This window comes from Janthinobacterium violaceinigrum, from assembly GCF_009208555.1.
Lineage (GTDB): Bacteria > Pseudomonadota > Gammaproteobacteria > Burkholderiales > Burkholderiaceae_D > Janthinobacterium > Janthinobacterium violaceinigrum.
Genome location: NZ_WFLI01000050.1, coordinates 21,835 through 36,235, shown reverse-complemented (window position 1 = coordinate 36,235; position 14,401 = coordinate 21,835). Strand labels below are relative to the sequence as shown.

Here is a 14,401-nt window from a genome sequence, read left to right as displayed (position 1 = left end):
CGGCGCTGTCGTCGGCGCGCGCCTGGGGCGGCGCAATGTGGCTGCCCTGGCTGGCGGGGCCGGGCAGGTGGCCGCAGGCGGGCAGCAGGCCGGCGCAGGCGAGCATGAGCATCAGGGTGGTGTGCTGTGACATGGCGGTTCTCCGGTCAGCTGCCGCCGCCCATGCTGGGCAGGAGCACGCGGTAGATTTGCAGGAAGGCTGGTCCCATCAGGACGACCAGCAGCGAAGGAAAGATGAAAAAGATCAGCGGGAACAGCAGCTTGAGGGCGATCTTTGCCGCCTCTTCCTCTGCGCGCTGGCGGCGTTTTGTGCGCAGCTGGTCCGACTGCACGCGCAGCGAGGCGGCGATGCTGGTGCCGAAGCGCTCGGCCTGGATCAGCATGGCCACCAGCGCGTCGACATCCTCGACCCCCGTGCGCAGGGCCAGGTTGCGCAGCGCCCGTTCCTTGGTGTTGCCGGCGCGCAGTTCCAGCATCACCAGGTGCAGTTCCTCGGCCAGCACGGCGCTTTTCAGGGAAATCTCCGCAGCCACCCTGGCCAGCGCCGCATCCATGGCCAGGCCCGCTTCCACGCACACCGTCATCAGGTCCAGCGCATCGGGAAAGCTTTCAAAGATATCGCGCTGGCGCCGCCTGATCATGTGCTGCAGCACGAAGTTGGGCAGATAGTAGCCGATGGCGGCCACGATCAGCAGCCAGAACAGCAGAGCCTTGCCCGCCATCTGGCTGCCCGAGGCGCTCAGTCCCAGGAACAGCAGCAGGGGCAGGCCGATGGCCAGCATGGTCTTGGCGGAAAAGAACAGGATGGGGGCCGACGCCTGGCGCAAGCCGGCATTCATGAAGCGCCGGCGCATCACGGAGCCTTCCCAGCCCTGGTCGGGGAGCGACAGTTTGGCCAGCGGGCCGCTCAGGCGCACCATGCGCGCCAGCCAGGGACTGGGCGCCGATGGGCCGGGCGAGGCCGTGCTCTTGCCGGTGGCGCTGTCCATGCGCTGGCGCAGCGGATCGGGGGCAAAGCTGCGCATGGCGACCAGCACGGTGCCGAAGACGGCGATGAAGAGCAGGGCGAGAAAAGCGAGATGGACGGGATTCATGACGGTTCTCCTGGCGGGTTCAGACGCGGATGCGGATGATATTGCGCATGACAAAGACGCCGCACACCATCAGCAGCAGGGCGCCGACGAGCATCTTGCGTCCGCCCGGATCGACAAACAGCATCTCCAGGAATTGCGGATTGGTCAGCTGGATCATGGCTGCCGCGCCGAACGGCAGCAGCGACAGGATCCAGGCCGACAGTCTGCCTTCGGCCGACAGCACGCGCACCTGTCCCAGCAGCTTGATGCGTTCGCGGATGATGCGGCTGATGCTGTCGAGCAGTTCGGCCAGGTTGCCACCCGTTTCGCGCTGGATCAGCACGGCGATGACGAAGTAGCGCAAGTCCGTGCTGGGCACGCGCGTGGCCAGGTTCATCAGGGCATCCTGCATGGCGATGCCGAAATTGACTTCATCGAAGGTGGCGCGAAATTCCACGGCCAGCGGCGCGTTCATTTCATCGCCGACCATTTTCAGGGCGGTGGGGAAGGCATGGCCGGCGCGCAGCGCGCGCGCCATCAGGTCCAGCGCATCGGGCAATTGCTGTTCGATGCGCTGCAGGCGCTTGGCCTTGGCGCGCAAGACCACCAGCAGGGGCAGCAGGGCCGCGCCAGCCACCAGCGGCAGGCGCAGCATCCACGGCACGCCGAAGTAGCTCAGCAGCAGGAACGCGGCGCCGGCCGTGGCCACCATCACGCCGGCGAAGCTGGCCACGCTCCAGCTCAGGCCCGACTGTTCCAGCAGGCGGTCCAGCGCATGCACGCGGGGCACGCTCAGCAGCAGGCGCTGCAGGGACGGGGTGTCGCTCAGCAGGCGCTTCTTGATCATCGAGCTGCCCGTTTCGCCATGCGCGCCGGCCGACATGATGCGCAGGCGGCGCGCGACCCTTTCCGCTTCCGGGCCGCGCGAGGTGTTCCACGCCAGATACAGGCCTTCGATCAGCAGCACCACCGCGATGAAGGTCAGGATGGCGAATACGTAATAGAGATAGTCCATGATGCTCCCCTTAATGGTACTGGCGGGCGGGATCGAACAGGGTTTCCGGCAGGCTGATGCCGTAGGCGCGCAAGCGTTCCAGGAAGTGCGGCCGCACGCCGCTGGCATGGAAATGTCCCTGCACGCTGCCGTCTTCGCCGATGCCCGTCTGGCGGAAGGTGAAGATTTCCTGCATGGTGATCATCTCGCCTTCCATGCCCGTGATTTCCTGGATCGACACGATCTTGCGCTTGCCGTCCGTCAGGCGCGCCACCTGCACCACCACGCTGATGGCAGAACTGATCTGCTGGCGCATGGCTTTGACGGGCAGGCCCGCCGACGCCATGCTGATCATGTTTTCCAGCCGCGTGAGCGCATCGCGCGGCGTGTTGGCGTGGATGGTGGCCATCGAGCCTTCGTGGCCCGTGTTCATGGCGCCCAGCATGTCGAGCGCCTCGGCGCCGCGCACCTCGCCCAGGATGATGCGGTCGGGACGCATGCGCAGCGCGTTGCGCACCAGCGCCCGCTGCGTCACTTCGCCCTTGCCCTCGATGTTCGCGGGCCGCGTTTCCAGGCGCACCACGTGCGGCTGCTGCATCTGCAGCTCGGCCGCGTCCTCGATGGTGACGATGCGCTCGGCCGTGCTGATGAAGCCGGAAATCGCATTGAGCATGGTGGTCTTGCCGCTGCCCGTGCCGCCCGAGATCAGGATGTTGACCTTGGCCTTGCCCAGTGCCTGCAGGGTGGTGCTCATTTCCTCCGTCAGGCTGTGCTTGAGCATCAGGTCGGCCAGGCGCAGGGGCTGGGCCGAGAAGCGTCGGATCGACATCACGGGCCCGTCGATGGCCAGCGGCGGGATGATGGCGTTGACACGCGAACCGTCGGGCAGGCGCGCATCGACCATGGGGCTCGATTCGTCGATGCGCCGGCCCACGCGCGAGACGATCTTGTCGATGATCTTCATCAGGTGCGCGTCGTCGGTGAAGCAGACGTCGCTCAGCTCCAGGCGGCCGTGGCGCTCGACATACACCTGGCGGTAGGTGTTGACGAGAATGTCGGACACGCCGGGATCGGCCAGCAGCGGTTCGAGCGGGCCGAAGCCGAGCACCTCGTCCTGGATGTCGCGGATCAGCGAGCGCCGTTCCAGGTCATTGATCACCACATTATCTTCCGTGAGCACGTCGCTGACGAGGATCTTCAGCTCTTCGCGTATCTGCTCGCGCGACAGGCGCTGCATGCCCTCCAGGTCGACGCGGTCGAGCAGCGCCTGGTGCGTGCGGTGCTTGAGTTGCTGGTAGCTCTGGCTGGCGGCGCCCTGGTGCGCGGCACCGTCAGTCAGGCTGGCGTCGTCCTGGGCGTAGCCCAGGCGGTCCCGCAGGGTGAGTTTTTCGGCAGTCATGGTCGGTCTCCGGTGAATGGGGTATCAGGTGCGCGCCAGCAGCCGCGAAACCCAGCCTTGCGCGGCGGGCGGCGTTTCGCCGGCCAGGCTGGCGGCCAGTTCCTGCAGGGCGCGCGAGACGGGATTGTGCGAGGCCAGCTTGAGGATGGGCACGCCCTGGCTGACGGATGCCGCCACCGCCTCGTAGTGGTTGGGGATGGACTTGTAGACATGCTTGCCGTACGCCGCTTCCAGGTCGGCCACGCGGATGCTGTCGCTGCTGGCATAGCGGTTCAGGATCAGGCGGATCTTGTCTTCGCGGTAGCCGAGGCCGCGGAACACGTCGAGCAGGCGCTTGCCGTCGCGTACATAGGGCAGGGTGGCCTGCAGCACGGGGAAGATCAGGTCGGCCCGGTCCAGCGCGCGCACGCTGACGGCATCGAGGCCGCGCCCCACGTCGAGCAGGATGTAGTCGTACTGGCTGCGCGCCAGGGTCAGCAGGCGGTCGATATGGTCGGCCTCGATGTCGGCCGCATGGGCGGGATCGTCGGCGGCGGCCAGCACGCTGTAGGCGGGCGTGATCTGGATCATGCTGGCCGTCAGCAGCGAGGCATCGAGGCGCACGATCTGCTGCGACAGCTGCGACAAGGTGGCGGCCGGCTTGTGGTCCGAGACGAACAGCGCGGCATCGCCGAACTGCAGGTTCAGGTCGAGCAGCGCCACCTTGCGCTGTTCGCCGGCGGCCAGCGCGTAGCCCAGGTTGGCGGCAATGAAGGTGGCGCCGCTGCCGCCCTTGCACGAGACGAAGGCCAGCACCTGCCCCTTGCGCGTGACCTGCTTCTGCAGCTTGTCCTCGATGCGGCGCAGGGCGGCGCACAGGGCCGCATCGTCGTCCGGCTGCAGCACTTCGCGCACGCCGGCGCGCATGGAACGCAGCAGGAATTGCGGACTTTGCTGCGGGCATTGCACGATGATGGCCAGGCTCGGATGGCGGCCGCCCAGCAGCTCCAGCCGTTCCAGCTCCGCTTCGCCCGTCTGCTCCTGTTCCAGCAGCAGCAGGTCCGGCGTGACGCCGTTGTCAAAGATATCCGGTATGCTCGCCAGCAGCGTGACGCGGTCGGCCGCGCTGCGTTCGCGCAGCAGGCGGGTGAGCCGCTTGAGCTGGACTTCATTCTTCGAGACGATGACGATATTCACTTGGTACTCCCCGGTAAAGGCGTTCAGTTGATCTGGAAGCCCAGGCTTTCGGCGTGCATGACCACCACGGAGGCAGGCACGGCGATATTGAGAAAACCGAACAGGCTGACCATCGGCGTATAGCTGACGTTGTCGATCGACACGCGCACGCTGTCGATGCAGCTGGCCGTGCGCGTGTTGTCGCCGCAGGCCGACAGGTTGTCGCCGGGATCGGTGGGCGGCAGGGTCACCACGGCGCCGCTTTTGTTCAGGTAGCTGATGGTGATGTTGGCGGCGGTCAGTTCCGGGGCGGCCGGCAGCGCCGTGCCGCCGAACAGGGCCAGGGTCTTCACGGCGTCGGTCTGGTCGATCCAGCGCACCACCGCTTCGCGCGCGGCGCGGCGGCTCACTTCCTGCACCGTGTTGTACAGGTACAGCATGCGGCCGAATTCGAGGATGCCGAACAGCAGGGTGAAAAACAGCAGCGCCACCAGGGCGAATTCGACGGCGGCGGCGCCGCGCTGGCATCCGGCTGGGGGAGACGATGAAAGGCGGTGGCGCATGGCGTTCTCCTTACAGCATGTAGCGCATGGTGGTGCGCGGTGCGAGCGGCGTGGCATAGGTCGTGGCCGCGCCGATCACGAAGGGCAGGTACTGGCCCACCGACAGCGTGTAGTTGACGACTTCGACGCGGATGCCGCCCGGCGCCGTGCCATCGGTGCAGTTGCTGTCGCTGAAACTGGCGTCCAGGCAGGTGACCGTCACGTTGGCCGTGGTGAAGTCGCTGATGCCGGCGCTGATGGCCGCGTCGACCACCGTCTGCTTGGCCGCCACCACGCCCTGCGAGGCGATGCTGGCCTTGGCCTTGACGGACATGTTGCGCGCCGCGTCGCGCGTGGCCTTGTTCAGCGCGTCGTAGTACCAGAAGGCGCGGCCGAAGCCGAAGATGCCGGCCAGCAGGGTGACCAGCAGGGCCAGCACGATGCCGAATTCGACGGCGGCGCCGCCGCCCTGGCGGGCATGGGAATGGGGGATGGGCATGGCGGCCTCACTTGTAGAGTTTGATTTCGGAATTCGGCACGGGCTCGATCAGGCCCGCGAATTCGACGTCGAGGCGCGCGCCGCCGCTGAAATCGGCCTTCATCGTCATGAAGAATTTGCCGATGCCGACCGCCGTCATGGCGCCGCACGAAGCCGGGCCCACGGGCGCCGTGCGGCAATCGACCAGCACCACGTTCAGGATGCGGCGGTTGCGCTGGCCCGGATGCGACGCCGACGGCGCCTGGAACGTGGGTCCGCTGCTCTGGTTGTACGGCGAGGGTGGCGTGCCTGCGGGGAAGGAGGCGTCGGCGCTGACGGGGTAGCTGGCCGTGTCGAAGTAGTTTGCCTTGGTCGTGTTGTACATGGGGTTGGCGTTGGCGTCCGTGACGCTATAGGCCGTGCCGGCCTTGGCGGGCGTGGCGCCATTGCTTTGGTAGGCGGGGCCGTAGGACCACAGCACGCCGTAGCCGGCAAACTGCGCCTGGGCGGCCGTCACGGGCGTCGTGAAGGTTGGCGGCAGGCGGTAGTTCGGCTTGTTGCCGGACAGGCTCACCGACTGCTGGCTGGGCAGGGTGCTGGCGCCCGGCTGCATCCAGCCGGTGGGCGGCGAATTGGCGGCGCTGGAGGCGCAGGGCGAGGCGCCGCCCACGCACGGGTATTCCTTGATGTTGACGTCGGGCGGCGCCGTCGTGGGGTCGCACACGGACGGCCCGCCGTAGACGTCGAAGCGCGAGTTGAGGGCGGCCGCGATCTTGCCGGCGCTCAGGCCCGTGTTCGTGTAGACCTGGCCGGTGCCGCTGGTGATGACGGCGCTGCTGCCCGTGCACATGAAGGGCGCGGTGGAGTTGGCGCTGGAATGCGAAGGGTCGCAGGCGCTGGGCGGGGCGTCGACGGGATTGATCAGGTAAGGGTCGGACGAGCCGCCCAGGGGATTGAGGCCGAACAGATTGTAGGTGACGCCGCGGCGGAAGCCGAATTCCAGCAGTTCCGTCAGGCCGCTGCCGGCTGGCGCGGCCGGATACGTGTATTGCGCCGTCCTGTTGGCCGGATCGACGGCGCATACGCCGATCGGCGTGACGTCGTTGACGAAGCGGCCCGCCACGGCCACGCCCGAGGTGCTGGTGCTGGCGATGCCGGCAATGCCCATCAGGTAGGTGGCGAAGGTCTTGCTGCCCGTGTCGATCTGAATGAAGGTCATGCCCTGCGGGCTGGTGCGGGCGGTGGCACCGGACGACCAGGGGCCGTTCGGGCTGGGGCCGAAGCTGATGTTGGAGGCCGTGATGGTCAGGGTGGTGGAAAAGTCGTAGCGGTTCTTTTGCGCGATGGCGATGGCCTTCGTCTGCGCGTTGTCGATGCCGGCCGCGCTTTGATTGAGTTCCACGGCGCCGGCCAGGGCGGCGCTGTCGGCGCCGTTCTGCAGCTCGGTCTTGGCGATGTACAGGTGGCCCAGGTCCAGCACCAGGCCCCCCATGGCAAACAGCACCACCAGGGTCAGCCCCAGCACGATGGCGATCGCGCCCTGCTGCCTGTCGTGCCTGCGGAATGCGGTTTTCATGGGGGTCTCCTGGTGGCCTTGGGGGAGTGCATCGCGGAGCTGGCGCCTACTGGCGCGCGCCCACGCCGATGGCGAAGACATTCGTCTGCGGCTCCGGCGTGCTGAACGATTTCTGGTAGCGCTGGTAGGCGCTGGCGCCGGCCTTGCCATCGATGCCGCTGACAGGATTGGTATTGCGGTAGGCGTCCGGATACATGATCTGCTGCGCCTTGAGCAGGGCCACCGATTCGCCAAAGTGTGAATCGAGGACGGGCGTGGTGGTGGCGGCGCAGCCGGCCAGCAGCGAGAGCAGCGAGAGCAGGGTGGCGCAAGGCAGGCAGTGTGCGGTTTTCATGGTGTTCTCCTATTTGAGGTCGAAGCCGGCGGCGGGCTGGGGTGCGGCCGCTTGCGGCTGCATGGGGGCTGCTGGCGCTGCAGGGGCGGGAGCGCTGCCTTCCATTTTTCCCTGCATGAACATGTCGCCGCGCGTGGGCTGGATATAGTCGTCGGTGGGCAGCTTGTAGTCGGCCGGCAGCGGCTTGACCAGGTGCGGCGTGATGATGAAGACCAGTTCCGAACGGTCCGTCTGGAAGTCCGTGCTGCGGAACAGGGCGCCCAGCACGGGCACTTCGCCCAGGCCAGGCAGGGCCTTGATATTGCTGGTCACATTGTTCTTGATCAAGCCGCCGATGGCGAAGCTCTGGCCGTCGAACAGCTGCACCGTGGTGGTGGCGCGCCGCGTCGTGAACGAGGGCAGGATGGCCGTTGTCGAGATGCCGGTGGCGGTGATGCCGATGCCGTCCTTGTTCAGGTCCGACACTTCCGGCGCCACCTTCAGGTTGATGCGTCCCCCATCGAGCACGGTGGGCGTGAATTTCACGGCCACGCCGAATTCCTTCTCTTCCAGCGTGATGGTGGGCACGCCGCCATTGTTGGTCTGGCTGACGGGGATGAAGATCTTGCCGCCGGCCAGGAAGCTGGCCTCCTGGCCGCTGATGGCCATGATGTTCGGTTCGGCCAGCACTTTGATCAGGCCATCGCGTTTTTGCGCGTCGAGGTTGAAGAAGTTATTCTTGCTGGCGCCGCTCAAGCCGCTGGGATTGTTGCTGAGCAGACTGGACAGCAGCGAGTAGGACCAGCTGCCGATGGTCTTGTTGATGCCCAGGCTGGCGCCCAGCTGGTCGACCAGCACCTTCGACACTTCGGCCACTTTCACTTCCAGCATGACCTGCTGCGGCGCGGCGATCGACAGCAGGTTGATCACGCGCGGCATGGCTGCATCCGGCGTTGCGGCAGGGGCGGCGGCAGTGGCGCCTGCGGCCGGCGCGGCGCTGCTGCCCGAGCCGGCCGAGCCGCTGCGGGCGCTGCGCTGCACGTAGGCGTTGGCCAGCGACAGGGCCTGGTCGGCCTTGACGACATCGCTGACCATACCCGACAGGATCAGGGTATCGCCGGCCACCGCGACGTGGATCTTTTCGTTCGGCAGCAGCTCGGCGATGCGTGCCTGCAGGCTGCTGCTGTCGATGCCGACGGCCAGGTCGATGATGGTGGCGTCGTTGCTCTTGTTCCACAGGATCAGGTTGGTGGTGCCGACGGAACGCCCCAGCAGGTACACCTCGTTCGGGTTGAGCAGGATGACGTCGGCGATGCGGGGATCGCCGACGGACATGCGGCTGGCGGCAAACGGCAAACGCATCAGCGTCGACTTGCCTTCGGCCAGGCTCATCTGCGGCGCCATCTCGGTGCGGCCGGCGCGCGACTCGCTTTGCGGCGGCGTGGCCTTGGGACGGACGGTTGCCCGGCTGCGGCTGGCGCCAGTTTCGGCGGCAACGGCGGTGGCGGGAGTGGCCGTGGCAGTGGCGGCGACGGGTTCGCCGTGCGCCCGGGGTGCCAGGGTGCCGATGGCGGCGATGGCAAGCGCCAGGCGCAGGCCCCGGATGCCGCTTGCTGTGCGATATGTACTCATGGCTAGGCTCCTCTGGTGCAGGTTAGAATTGTTGGGAGCTGCGTTCCAGCCCCTTGATGACATCGACGCGTGGTCCGGTCTGTGGTGCAGGTGCGGCGGCAGGACGGCGGCGTGGGAGCGGCTTGGCTTGCACCATGGCGGCGGGGGCTGCGACGGCGACTTTTTCATCGAGCAAACTGGACTTGGTGGCGCCTTCCGTGTTGACGGGCTTGTCCTCGACCTGATTGCGCAGCACCAGCGACAGCGTGCCCACGCTGCGCGCCAGGTCGAGTTTTTCCGCCTGGTCCGGCGTCAGTTCCAGGGTCACCGCGTTGACCACCTTGGGTTTGGTGTCGTCGCGGCTCGATTCCTGGGCAATGGCCAGCACGAGGATGCGTTCGAGCACGATCTTGGAAATGTTCGGGTCGCGGTCCGGCGTCTTGCGGGCGCCCTCGCCCTGGGTATTGACGAGGATGTCGACGAAGTTGCCGGGCAGGGCGAAGCCGGCCACGCCCACCACGTCGTTGACGCGCACGGTCATGGCGCGCTTGCCTTCGGCGACGACGGCCGACAGGCCCCCTTGCGTGCCGGGAGGCGCCAGCTTGCCTTCCATGATCGGTTCACCGTGCTGGATGCTGGTGCGCGTGACGCGCGTTTCCAGCAGTTTCGGATCGTTGATGGCGCCCGGCGGCAGCGCGTTCGACGGCCAGTCCACCATGCGGACCATGTCGGGCGTGAGGCGTGCCCCCAGGCTGATGTCGATCTGGGCGACGGCCACCTTGTTGATGTTGCCCGAGGCTTGGGCATTGATCCAGCGCGCGGCCACGATGACCGCGGCGAACGCCAGGATGACCGCAATGGCCATCATCGTCAGAGCGCGTGCGTTTCTCATTTTGCTTCCCCTTTGTGCTGGACCGCTGCCGGTCCGTTATGTGTGCTTGCAAGGTCGTCATCGCTGCCGAAATAGTTTTTCCATGCCCACAGCAGCACTTCCGGAGACAGCTGCGCCGCGTGGTCTTCATAGCGCGCCTGGTCGCAGACCTGCGCCAGGATGTCGCGCGGATAGCAGGCCAGCAGGGGCCGCCCGTACTGGCTGTGCAGGTGCAGCAGATAGGTGTACGAGGCTTCGTCGAAATTGATGCCCAGCTGGGCGCAGGTGCTGCGGAACACGGCCAGGTAGTGGTAGGCGCTCAGGGGGCCCACGTGGATCTTGTAGCCGATGCGGCGCAGGAAGGAGTCGTCGGCCAGGTGCTGCGGCGCCAGGTTCGACGAGAACACGACGATCACGTCGAAGGGCACGGGGAACTTGTAGCCCGTGTGCAGCGACAGGTAGTCGATGTGGCGCGCCATCGGCACGATCCAGCGGTTCATCAGTTCCACGGGCGAGCAGCGCTGGCGGCCCAGGTCGTCGATGATGAAGATGCCGTTGTTGGCCTTCAGGTGCGGCGGCGCCTGGTACAGGCGGTTGCCCTGGTCGAATTGCAGGTCCAGCATGTCGAGCGTCAGCTCGCCGCCCGTCAGCACGGCGGGGCGCGCGGCGCGCACCCAGCGGGGGTCGGGCGGCACGGAGCCGCCGTGCGACAGGGTGTGCAGCATGGGGTCGAGGAAGGGCAGCACTTCGCCGTCGACCATCACGGCATGGGGCAGGGCGATGGTGCCGCTGAGCAGGCCGTTCAGGCGCTCGGCCAGGTAGCTCTTGCCGCTGCCGGCCGGGCCGTGGAAGAACAGGGCGCGTCCGGAGTTCATGGCCGCGCCCAGCTGGTCGAGCACGGCCGAACTGGCCACCACGTCGCGGAATTCGCGCTGCACGTCGTCGCGTGTGACCTGCATGTCCGCCACGCTTTGTGCCAGCACCTGGTTGCTGTAGTCGGCCAGGGTGACGGGGGCGGGACCGCTGTAGGCATTGCGGCGCATGTATTCGGCGGCGCGCAGGCGGCCCTGGTCGCCCAGCAGGTAATACAGGTCGGCATCGGTGCCGCTGCCGCCGTTGCGGCGCGCTTCGCACAGCTTTTCGGCGCGCATGAAGGTGAGCAGCGGTTCGAGCACGCCGGCGCCCAGCTTGACGTGCGTCGACAGTGCGGGCAGGCCGATCTGGCCGCGCAGGAACAGGATCTTGACCAGCAATTCGACCAGGAACAGGAAGGGCAATCCCGTTTCCTCGACGGTGCGTGGCGCGCGCTTGGCGGCCGGCTCGATGCCGCCGCCGTCGCTGCGTTCTGGGTAGGTGTCAGGCATGATGCGTACTCCTCTTGCTCGGGTGGCCGGATGTCAGAAGATGAAGGGCAGCAGGCGATACTTCACTTGCCGCATGTACACGCGATAGCGCACGTCAGTGGACAGGAAGCGCTCCTCGCGCAGCAGGCGCGCCACCAGCATCAGCATGGCCAGGATGTACACGGCGCCGTTCATGGGCGAGGCATTGGTCAGCAGATAGGCGCTCGACGAGATCAGGTAGCTCGCATACACGGGATGGCGCACCACGCGGTACATGCCGCGCGTCTTGATGCCGCGCTGCGCCGCCACCAGGCCGAAGCTGCGGTTCAGCGACAGCAGGCCGGCGATCTGCAGCAGGCTGCCGACGGCCAGCAGGTAGCGGGCGCCGGGCCAGATGGTCATGTCGGCAGGCGAGAAGAAAAACGGCGCGAAGGTGGCGCCGATGGCCAGCAGCCAGTCGCCCGCATCGGTGGAGACGCTGACGGGGGCCGAGCGCACGATGAAGAACAGGGCGGCCAGGGTTTCGGCGGCGCAGAACAGCAGATAGCTCCAGTCGCCGCCGTGCAGGAAGGCCAGCACGTGGGCGCTGGCGAAGACGCTCCACAGGCAGGCCATGGCGATGCCCGTGAGCAGGCTGGCGCGGCGTGAGCTGAAGAGGGTGGCGATGGTTTCCATGGTCGTGTCCATTCGTGGGTGGCGGTATCGGGGCGGCGCGTGTCAGCGCAGGCTCCACAGGTGCGTGTAATGCAGGAACACCTGCAGCAGGGTGCCGCTGGCGATGGCGAATGCGTAGGCCAGCTTGCCGGTGGCCGGCGGCGGTTCGGCAATCGTGGCGGCGCCGCCGGCAAGGCTGTGCAGCAGGGCGCCCAGCATCATGTGATAGGTGTTTTTCAGTACCTGGCGCAGGCGCTGGCCTGCCAGCGCGGCGGCCAGGGCCAGCACGCCGCCGGCCAGGAAGGTCAGCAGGGCCGCTTCGAGCACGGCATCGGGGCCCAGGAAGGCGCCGCACATGGCCATCAGCTTGACGTCGCCGGCGCCCAGGGCGCGCAGCAGGTACATCGGCAGCAGCAGGGCCAGTCCGGCGGCGGCGCCGGCCAGCGCCTGCAGCAATCCCAGGCCGCCGAAGGAGGCGTCGAACAGGCCGTCGCCCGATGGCACGAAGCTGTTGAGTATCAATCCCGCCAGCGTGCCCCACAGCACCAGCCGGTTCGGGATGCGGCGCGTGCGCAGGTCGTGCCACAGCGCGGCGGCCAGTAGGCTGGCCAGCATGGCCAGGCACAGCAGCATGGGCAGGTGGACGTTCATGACGTCAGTCCTTCCTTGCTCATGCAGGGCACCGTGGCCAGGTTCATGGCCGGTGCCGCCACCTGGCTGCCCAGCAGCCGTCCCACCAGGTGCCAGACCAGCGCCGCGCCGGCCGCACCCACATAGCCGTCGACGGCGTAGTGCCAGCCCAGGTGGATGGAGCCGAGCATGATCATCACGGCAAAGGCGGACAGGGCGATCCCGGCGGCGCGGCTGACTCTCCAGCCCATCATGGCCATCAGCATGGCCGTGGCCACGTGCATGCTGGGCATGGCTGCAATGCCCAGTTCGCCGTTGCTGCCCTTGCTTTGATAGCCTTGCCACAGCATGTCCTGCACCTGCAGGGCCCAGACGGGGACGTGCTGGTTGGCGTCATGCAGGTAGGCCATCAGCGGCGCATACGGATCGCTGCTGTGGAAGTGGCCGTAGTAGCAGGGGCCGACGGAGGCGAACAGCACGGCCAGGATGCTGCCCAGCGCGATCCAGGTCAGTGCAAAGCTGAGCAGGAACTGCATGCGCAGCAGCGGGCGGCGCGTATCGAGGATGAGCCAGTACAGGATGGCGTAGAACAGGAAGAACCAGAAATGGTAGCTGAAGTTCAGCAGGCCCGTGATCAGCGGATGGCCCAGCAGCGGCTGCAGCCTTTCCCATGGCGCCATGCCGCCGTGCAGGGCCATGTCCCAGGCGGACAGGGTGGCATCCCAGGTGTAGGGGTGCAGGCGCGGGATGGCGGCCTTGAAGACGGTGAAGCTGGAGGCGAAGATGGGGATCAGCAGCATGGCCGGCAGCGCGTGCAGCAGGCGCTCGTTGCTCAGGTAGCGGCGCAGATCGTGGTACAGGTAGTGGCACAGGCGGTGCGGCCGCCGCATCACCATGACATGGATGGTGTAGCCGCACAGGATGAAGATGGGGCCCGTGAGGATGGCCACGAGGAAGCCGGCCAGCACGTTGAGAATGTCCGATGCGCTGGGCAGGCCGCCGGCCAGCAGTGCGGCGGCTGCGGCGTACAGCAGCACGATCAGCAGCAGGGCGCGGTGGGTGCGCAGCGAGGCGCGCAGGGCGTTCATGACAGGGCCAGGACCACTTGGTCCTTGACGTAGACAAACAGCAGCTTGACCTGGTCGCCGAGCACGGTGATCGTGATCACCAGCACTACCGCTATCAGGCCCGCCAGCAGCGCGTATTCGATCGCTGTGACGGCCGACTCGTCGGATAAACGGCGGAAGAAAGATTTCACGATGGGCCTCGCTATGCAGAGTCAAGGTGGGCATGCTGGAGTGTGTCGGGGAGAACTGTCCGGGCTGGCGCTGGACCGGCCCGGACTGCGACGCATCAGCCGTTGGCGGTGGTGAGCTTGGTGCCGATGGTGCTGAAGGTTTTTTTCAGCTGCGTGCCGACGATGGTGACGGCGGCGATGATCACGACGGCGATCAGGGCAGCGATCAGGCCATACTCGATTGCAGTGACGCCATCTTCTTCGCGGATAAAGTTTTTGATGAGGTTCATGACAACTCCTAGCGGTGGTTAAGATACAGCGGTGGGTAAAACGGTATTGCAGCTGGGCTTGCTGATGCTTCGGCTTGGCGGACTCATGGGCTTTCGCCCAGTGCCAGCAGTCCGATGATGCACACCACCGCCATGAGGGCCGCCACCAGTGCATAGCGGTAGAACGCAGCTTTTTCCTTGCCCTGCAAGTAGGTGATCAGGGCCGTCGGAAGAAACTTGTCAAAGCGCATGCTGT

Annotated in this window: 17 protein-coding genes; all 17 read right to left on the bottom strand. The window is 66.7% G+C overall.

What is annotated here, in order from left to right; all coding sequences use genetic code 11:
- Positions 1 to 146 precede the first annotated feature (146 nt).
- On the bottom strand, positions 147 to 1,094 hold the full coding sequence (locus GCN75_RS26310) for a type II secretion system F family protein (RefSeq protein ID WP_152284989.1): 948 nt from the start codon (positions 1,092 to 1,094) through the stop codon (positions 147 to 149).
- A gap of 19 nt (positions 1,095 to 1,113) precedes the next feature.
- Positions 1,114 to 2,088, bottom strand: coding sequence for a type II secretion system F family protein (locus tag GCN75_RS26305; RefSeq protein WP_152284988.1), 975 nt, complete (start codon positions 2,086 to 2,088; stop codon positions 1,114 to 1,116).
- Positions 2,089 to 2,098: 10 nt separating this feature from the next.
- The gene (locus tag GCN75_RS26300) at positions 2,099 to 3,466 is read right to left on the bottom strand and encodes a CpaF family protein (protein ID WP_152259242.1); all 1,368 of its coding nucleotides are present in this window, start codon (positions 3,464 to 3,466) and stop codon (positions 2,099 to 2,101) included.
- A 24-nt stretch (positions 3,467 to 3,490) separates the two neighbouring features.
- Positions 3,491 to 4,642 carry an AAA family ATPase gene (locus GCN75_RS26295; protein WP_152284987.1) on the bottom strand — a complete coding sequence of 384 codons (1,152 nt, stop codon included), beginning with the start codon at positions 4,640 to 4,642 and terminating at the stop codon, positions 3,491 to 3,493.
- 23 nt (positions 4,643 to 4,665) lie between these two features.
- Positions 4,666 to 5,184 carry a TadE/TadG family type IV pilus assembly protein gene (locus GCN75_RS26290; protein WP_152259244.1) on the bottom strand — a complete coding sequence of 173 codons (519 nt, stop codon included), beginning with the start codon at positions 5,182 to 5,184 and terminating at the stop codon, positions 4,666 to 4,668.
- Positions 5,185 to 5,194: 10 nt separating this feature from the next.
- Positions 5,195 to 5,662 (bottom strand): TadE family protein, encoded by a 468-nt coding sequence (locus GCN75_RS26285; protein ID WP_152284986.1) that lies wholly within the window; start codon positions 5,660 to 5,662, stop codon positions 5,195 to 5,197.
- A 7-nt stretch (positions 5,663 to 5,669) separates the two neighbouring features.
- Entirely contained in the window at positions 5,670 to 7,217 is a 1,548-nt protein-coding gene (locus GCN75_RS26280) for a pilus assembly protein TadG-related protein (RefSeq protein WP_152284985.1), read from the bottom strand.
- A 46-nt stretch (positions 7,218 to 7,263) separates the two neighbouring features.
- Positions 7,264 to 7,551: a pilus assembly protein gene (locus GCN75_RS26275; protein ID WP_152284984.1), complete on the bottom strand. Its 288-nt coding sequence runs from the start codon at positions 7,549 to 7,551 to the stop codon at positions 7,264 to 7,266.
- A gap of 9 nt (positions 7,552 to 7,560) precedes the next feature.
- The gene (locus tag GCN75_RS26270; RefSeq protein ID WP_152284983.1) at positions 7,561 to 9,162 is read right to left on the bottom strand and encodes a type II and III secretion system protein family protein; all 1,602 of its coding nucleotides are present in this window, start codon (positions 9,160 to 9,162) and stop codon (positions 7,561 to 7,563) included.
- A 22-nt stretch (positions 9,163 to 9,184) separates the two neighbouring features.
- Positions 9,185 to 10,033 (bottom strand): Flp pilus assembly protein CpaB, encoded by an 849-nt coding sequence (cpaB, locus tag GCN75_RS26265; protein ID WP_152284982.1) that lies wholly within the window; start codon positions 10,031 to 10,033, stop codon positions 9,185 to 9,187.
- Positions 10,030 to 11,376: an ATP-binding protein gene (locus GCN75_RS26260; protein WP_226941579.1), complete on the bottom strand. Its 1,347-nt coding sequence runs from the start codon at positions 11,374 to 11,376 to the stop codon at positions 10,030 to 10,032. Before GCN75_RS26260 ends, cpaB begins: the two co-directional genes overlap by 4 nt.
- Before the next feature lie 33 nt (positions 11,377 to 11,409).
- A complete protein-coding gene (locus GCN75_RS26255; protein WP_193317665.1) occupies positions 11,410 to 12,030 on the bottom strand; it encodes a methyltransferase family protein in 621 nt (206 codons plus the stop codon).
- Positions 12,031 to 12,072: 42 nt separating this feature from the next.
- On the bottom strand, positions 12,073 to 12,660 hold the full coding sequence (locus GCN75_RS26250) for a prepilin peptidase (RefSeq protein WP_226941578.1): 588 nt from the start codon (positions 12,658 to 12,660) through the stop codon (positions 12,073 to 12,075).
- Positions 12,657 to 13,727: a phosphatase PAP2 family protein gene (locus tag GCN75_RS26245; RefSeq protein ID WP_152284980.1), complete on the bottom strand. Its 1,071-nt coding sequence runs from the start codon at positions 13,725 to 13,727 to the stop codon at positions 12,657 to 12,659. The genes GCN75_RS26250 and GCN75_RS26245 overlap by 4 nt, the downstream gene beginning before the upstream one ends.
- A complete protein-coding gene (locus tag GCN75_RS26240; RefSeq protein ID WP_152284979.1) occupies positions 13,724 to 13,897 on the bottom strand; it encodes a Flp family type IVb pilin in 174 nt (57 codons plus the stop codon). The genes GCN75_RS26245 and GCN75_RS26240 overlap by 4 nt, the downstream gene beginning before the upstream one ends.
- A gap of 95 nt (positions 13,898 to 13,992) precedes the next feature.
- The gene (locus GCN75_RS26235) at positions 13,993 to 14,166 is read right to left on the bottom strand and encodes a Flp family type IVb pilin (protein ID WP_102296553.1); all 174 of its coding nucleotides are present in this window, start codon (positions 14,164 to 14,166) and stop codon (positions 13,993 to 13,995) included.
- Positions 14,167 to 14,249: 83 nt separating this feature from the next.
- Positions 14,250 to 14,396: a hypothetical protein gene (locus tag GCN75_RS29380; RefSeq protein WP_158300249.1), complete on the bottom strand. Its 147-nt coding sequence runs from the start codon at positions 14,394 to 14,396 to the stop codon at positions 14,250 to 14,252.
- Between the last annotated feature and the right edge of the window lie 5 nt (positions 14,397 to 14,401).

Bases quoted from the DNA above. Each gene is read 5' to 3' on its own strand.
- GCN75_RS26255 (WP_193317665.1), bottom strand. From the start codon at position 12,030: ATGGAAACCATCGCCACCCTCTTCAGCTCACGCCGCGCCAGCCTGCTC.
- GCN75_RS26300 (WP_152259242.1), bottom strand. From the start codon at position 3,466: ATGACTGCCGAAAAACTCACCCTGCGGGACCGCCTGGGCTACGCCCAG.
- GCN75_RS26305 (WP_152284988.1), bottom strand. From the start codon at position 2,088: ATGGACTATCTCTATTACGTATTCGCCATCCTGACCTTCATCGCGGTG.
- GCN75_RS26250 (WP_226941578.1), bottom strand. From the start codon at position 12,660: ATGAACGTCCACCTGCCCATGCTGCTGTGCCTGGCCATGCTGGCCAGC.
- GCN75_RS26310 (WP_152284989.1), bottom strand. From the start codon at position 1,094: ATGAATCCCGTCCATCTCGCTTTTCTCGCCCTGCTCTTCATCGCCGTC.
- GCN75_RS26270 (WP_152284983.1), bottom strand. From the start codon at position 9,162: ATGAGTACATATCGCACAGCAAGCGGCATCCGGGGCCTGCGCCTGGCG.
- GCN75_RS26290 (WP_152259244.1), bottom strand. From the start codon at position 5,184: ATGCGCCACCGCCTTTCATCGTCTCCCCCAGCCGGATGCCAGCGCGGC.
- GCN75_RS26235 (WP_102296553.1), bottom strand. From the start codon at position 14,166: ATGAACCTCATCAAAAACTTTATCCGCGAAGAAGATGGCGTCACTGCA.
- GCN75_RS26260 (WP_226941579.1), bottom strand. From the start codon at position 11,376: ATGCCTGACACCTACCCAGAACGCAGCGACGGCGGCGGCATCGAGCCG.
- GCN75_RS29380 (WP_158300249.1), bottom strand. From the start codon at position 14,396: ATGCGCTTTGACAAGTTTCTTCCGACGGCCCTGATCACCTACTTGCAG.
- GCN75_RS26285 (WP_152284986.1), bottom strand. From the start codon at position 5,662: ATGCCCATCCCCCATTCCCATGCCCGCCAGGGCGGCGGCGCCGCCGTC.
- GCN75_RS26245 (WP_152284980.1), bottom strand. From the start codon at position 13,727: ATGAACGCCCTGCGCGCCTCGCTGCGCACCCACCGCGCCCTGCTGCTG.
- cpaB (WP_152284982.1), bottom strand. From the start codon at position 10,033: ATGAGAAACGCACGCGCTCTGACGATGATGGCCATTGCGGTCATCCTG.
- GCN75_RS26280 (WP_152284985.1), bottom strand. From the start codon at position 7,217: ATGAAAACCGCATTCCGCAGGCACGACAGGCAGCAGGGCGCGATCGCC.
- GCN75_RS26275 (WP_152284984.1), bottom strand. From the start codon at position 7,551: ATGAAAACCGCACACTGCCTGCCTTGCGCCACCCTGCTCTCGCTGCTC.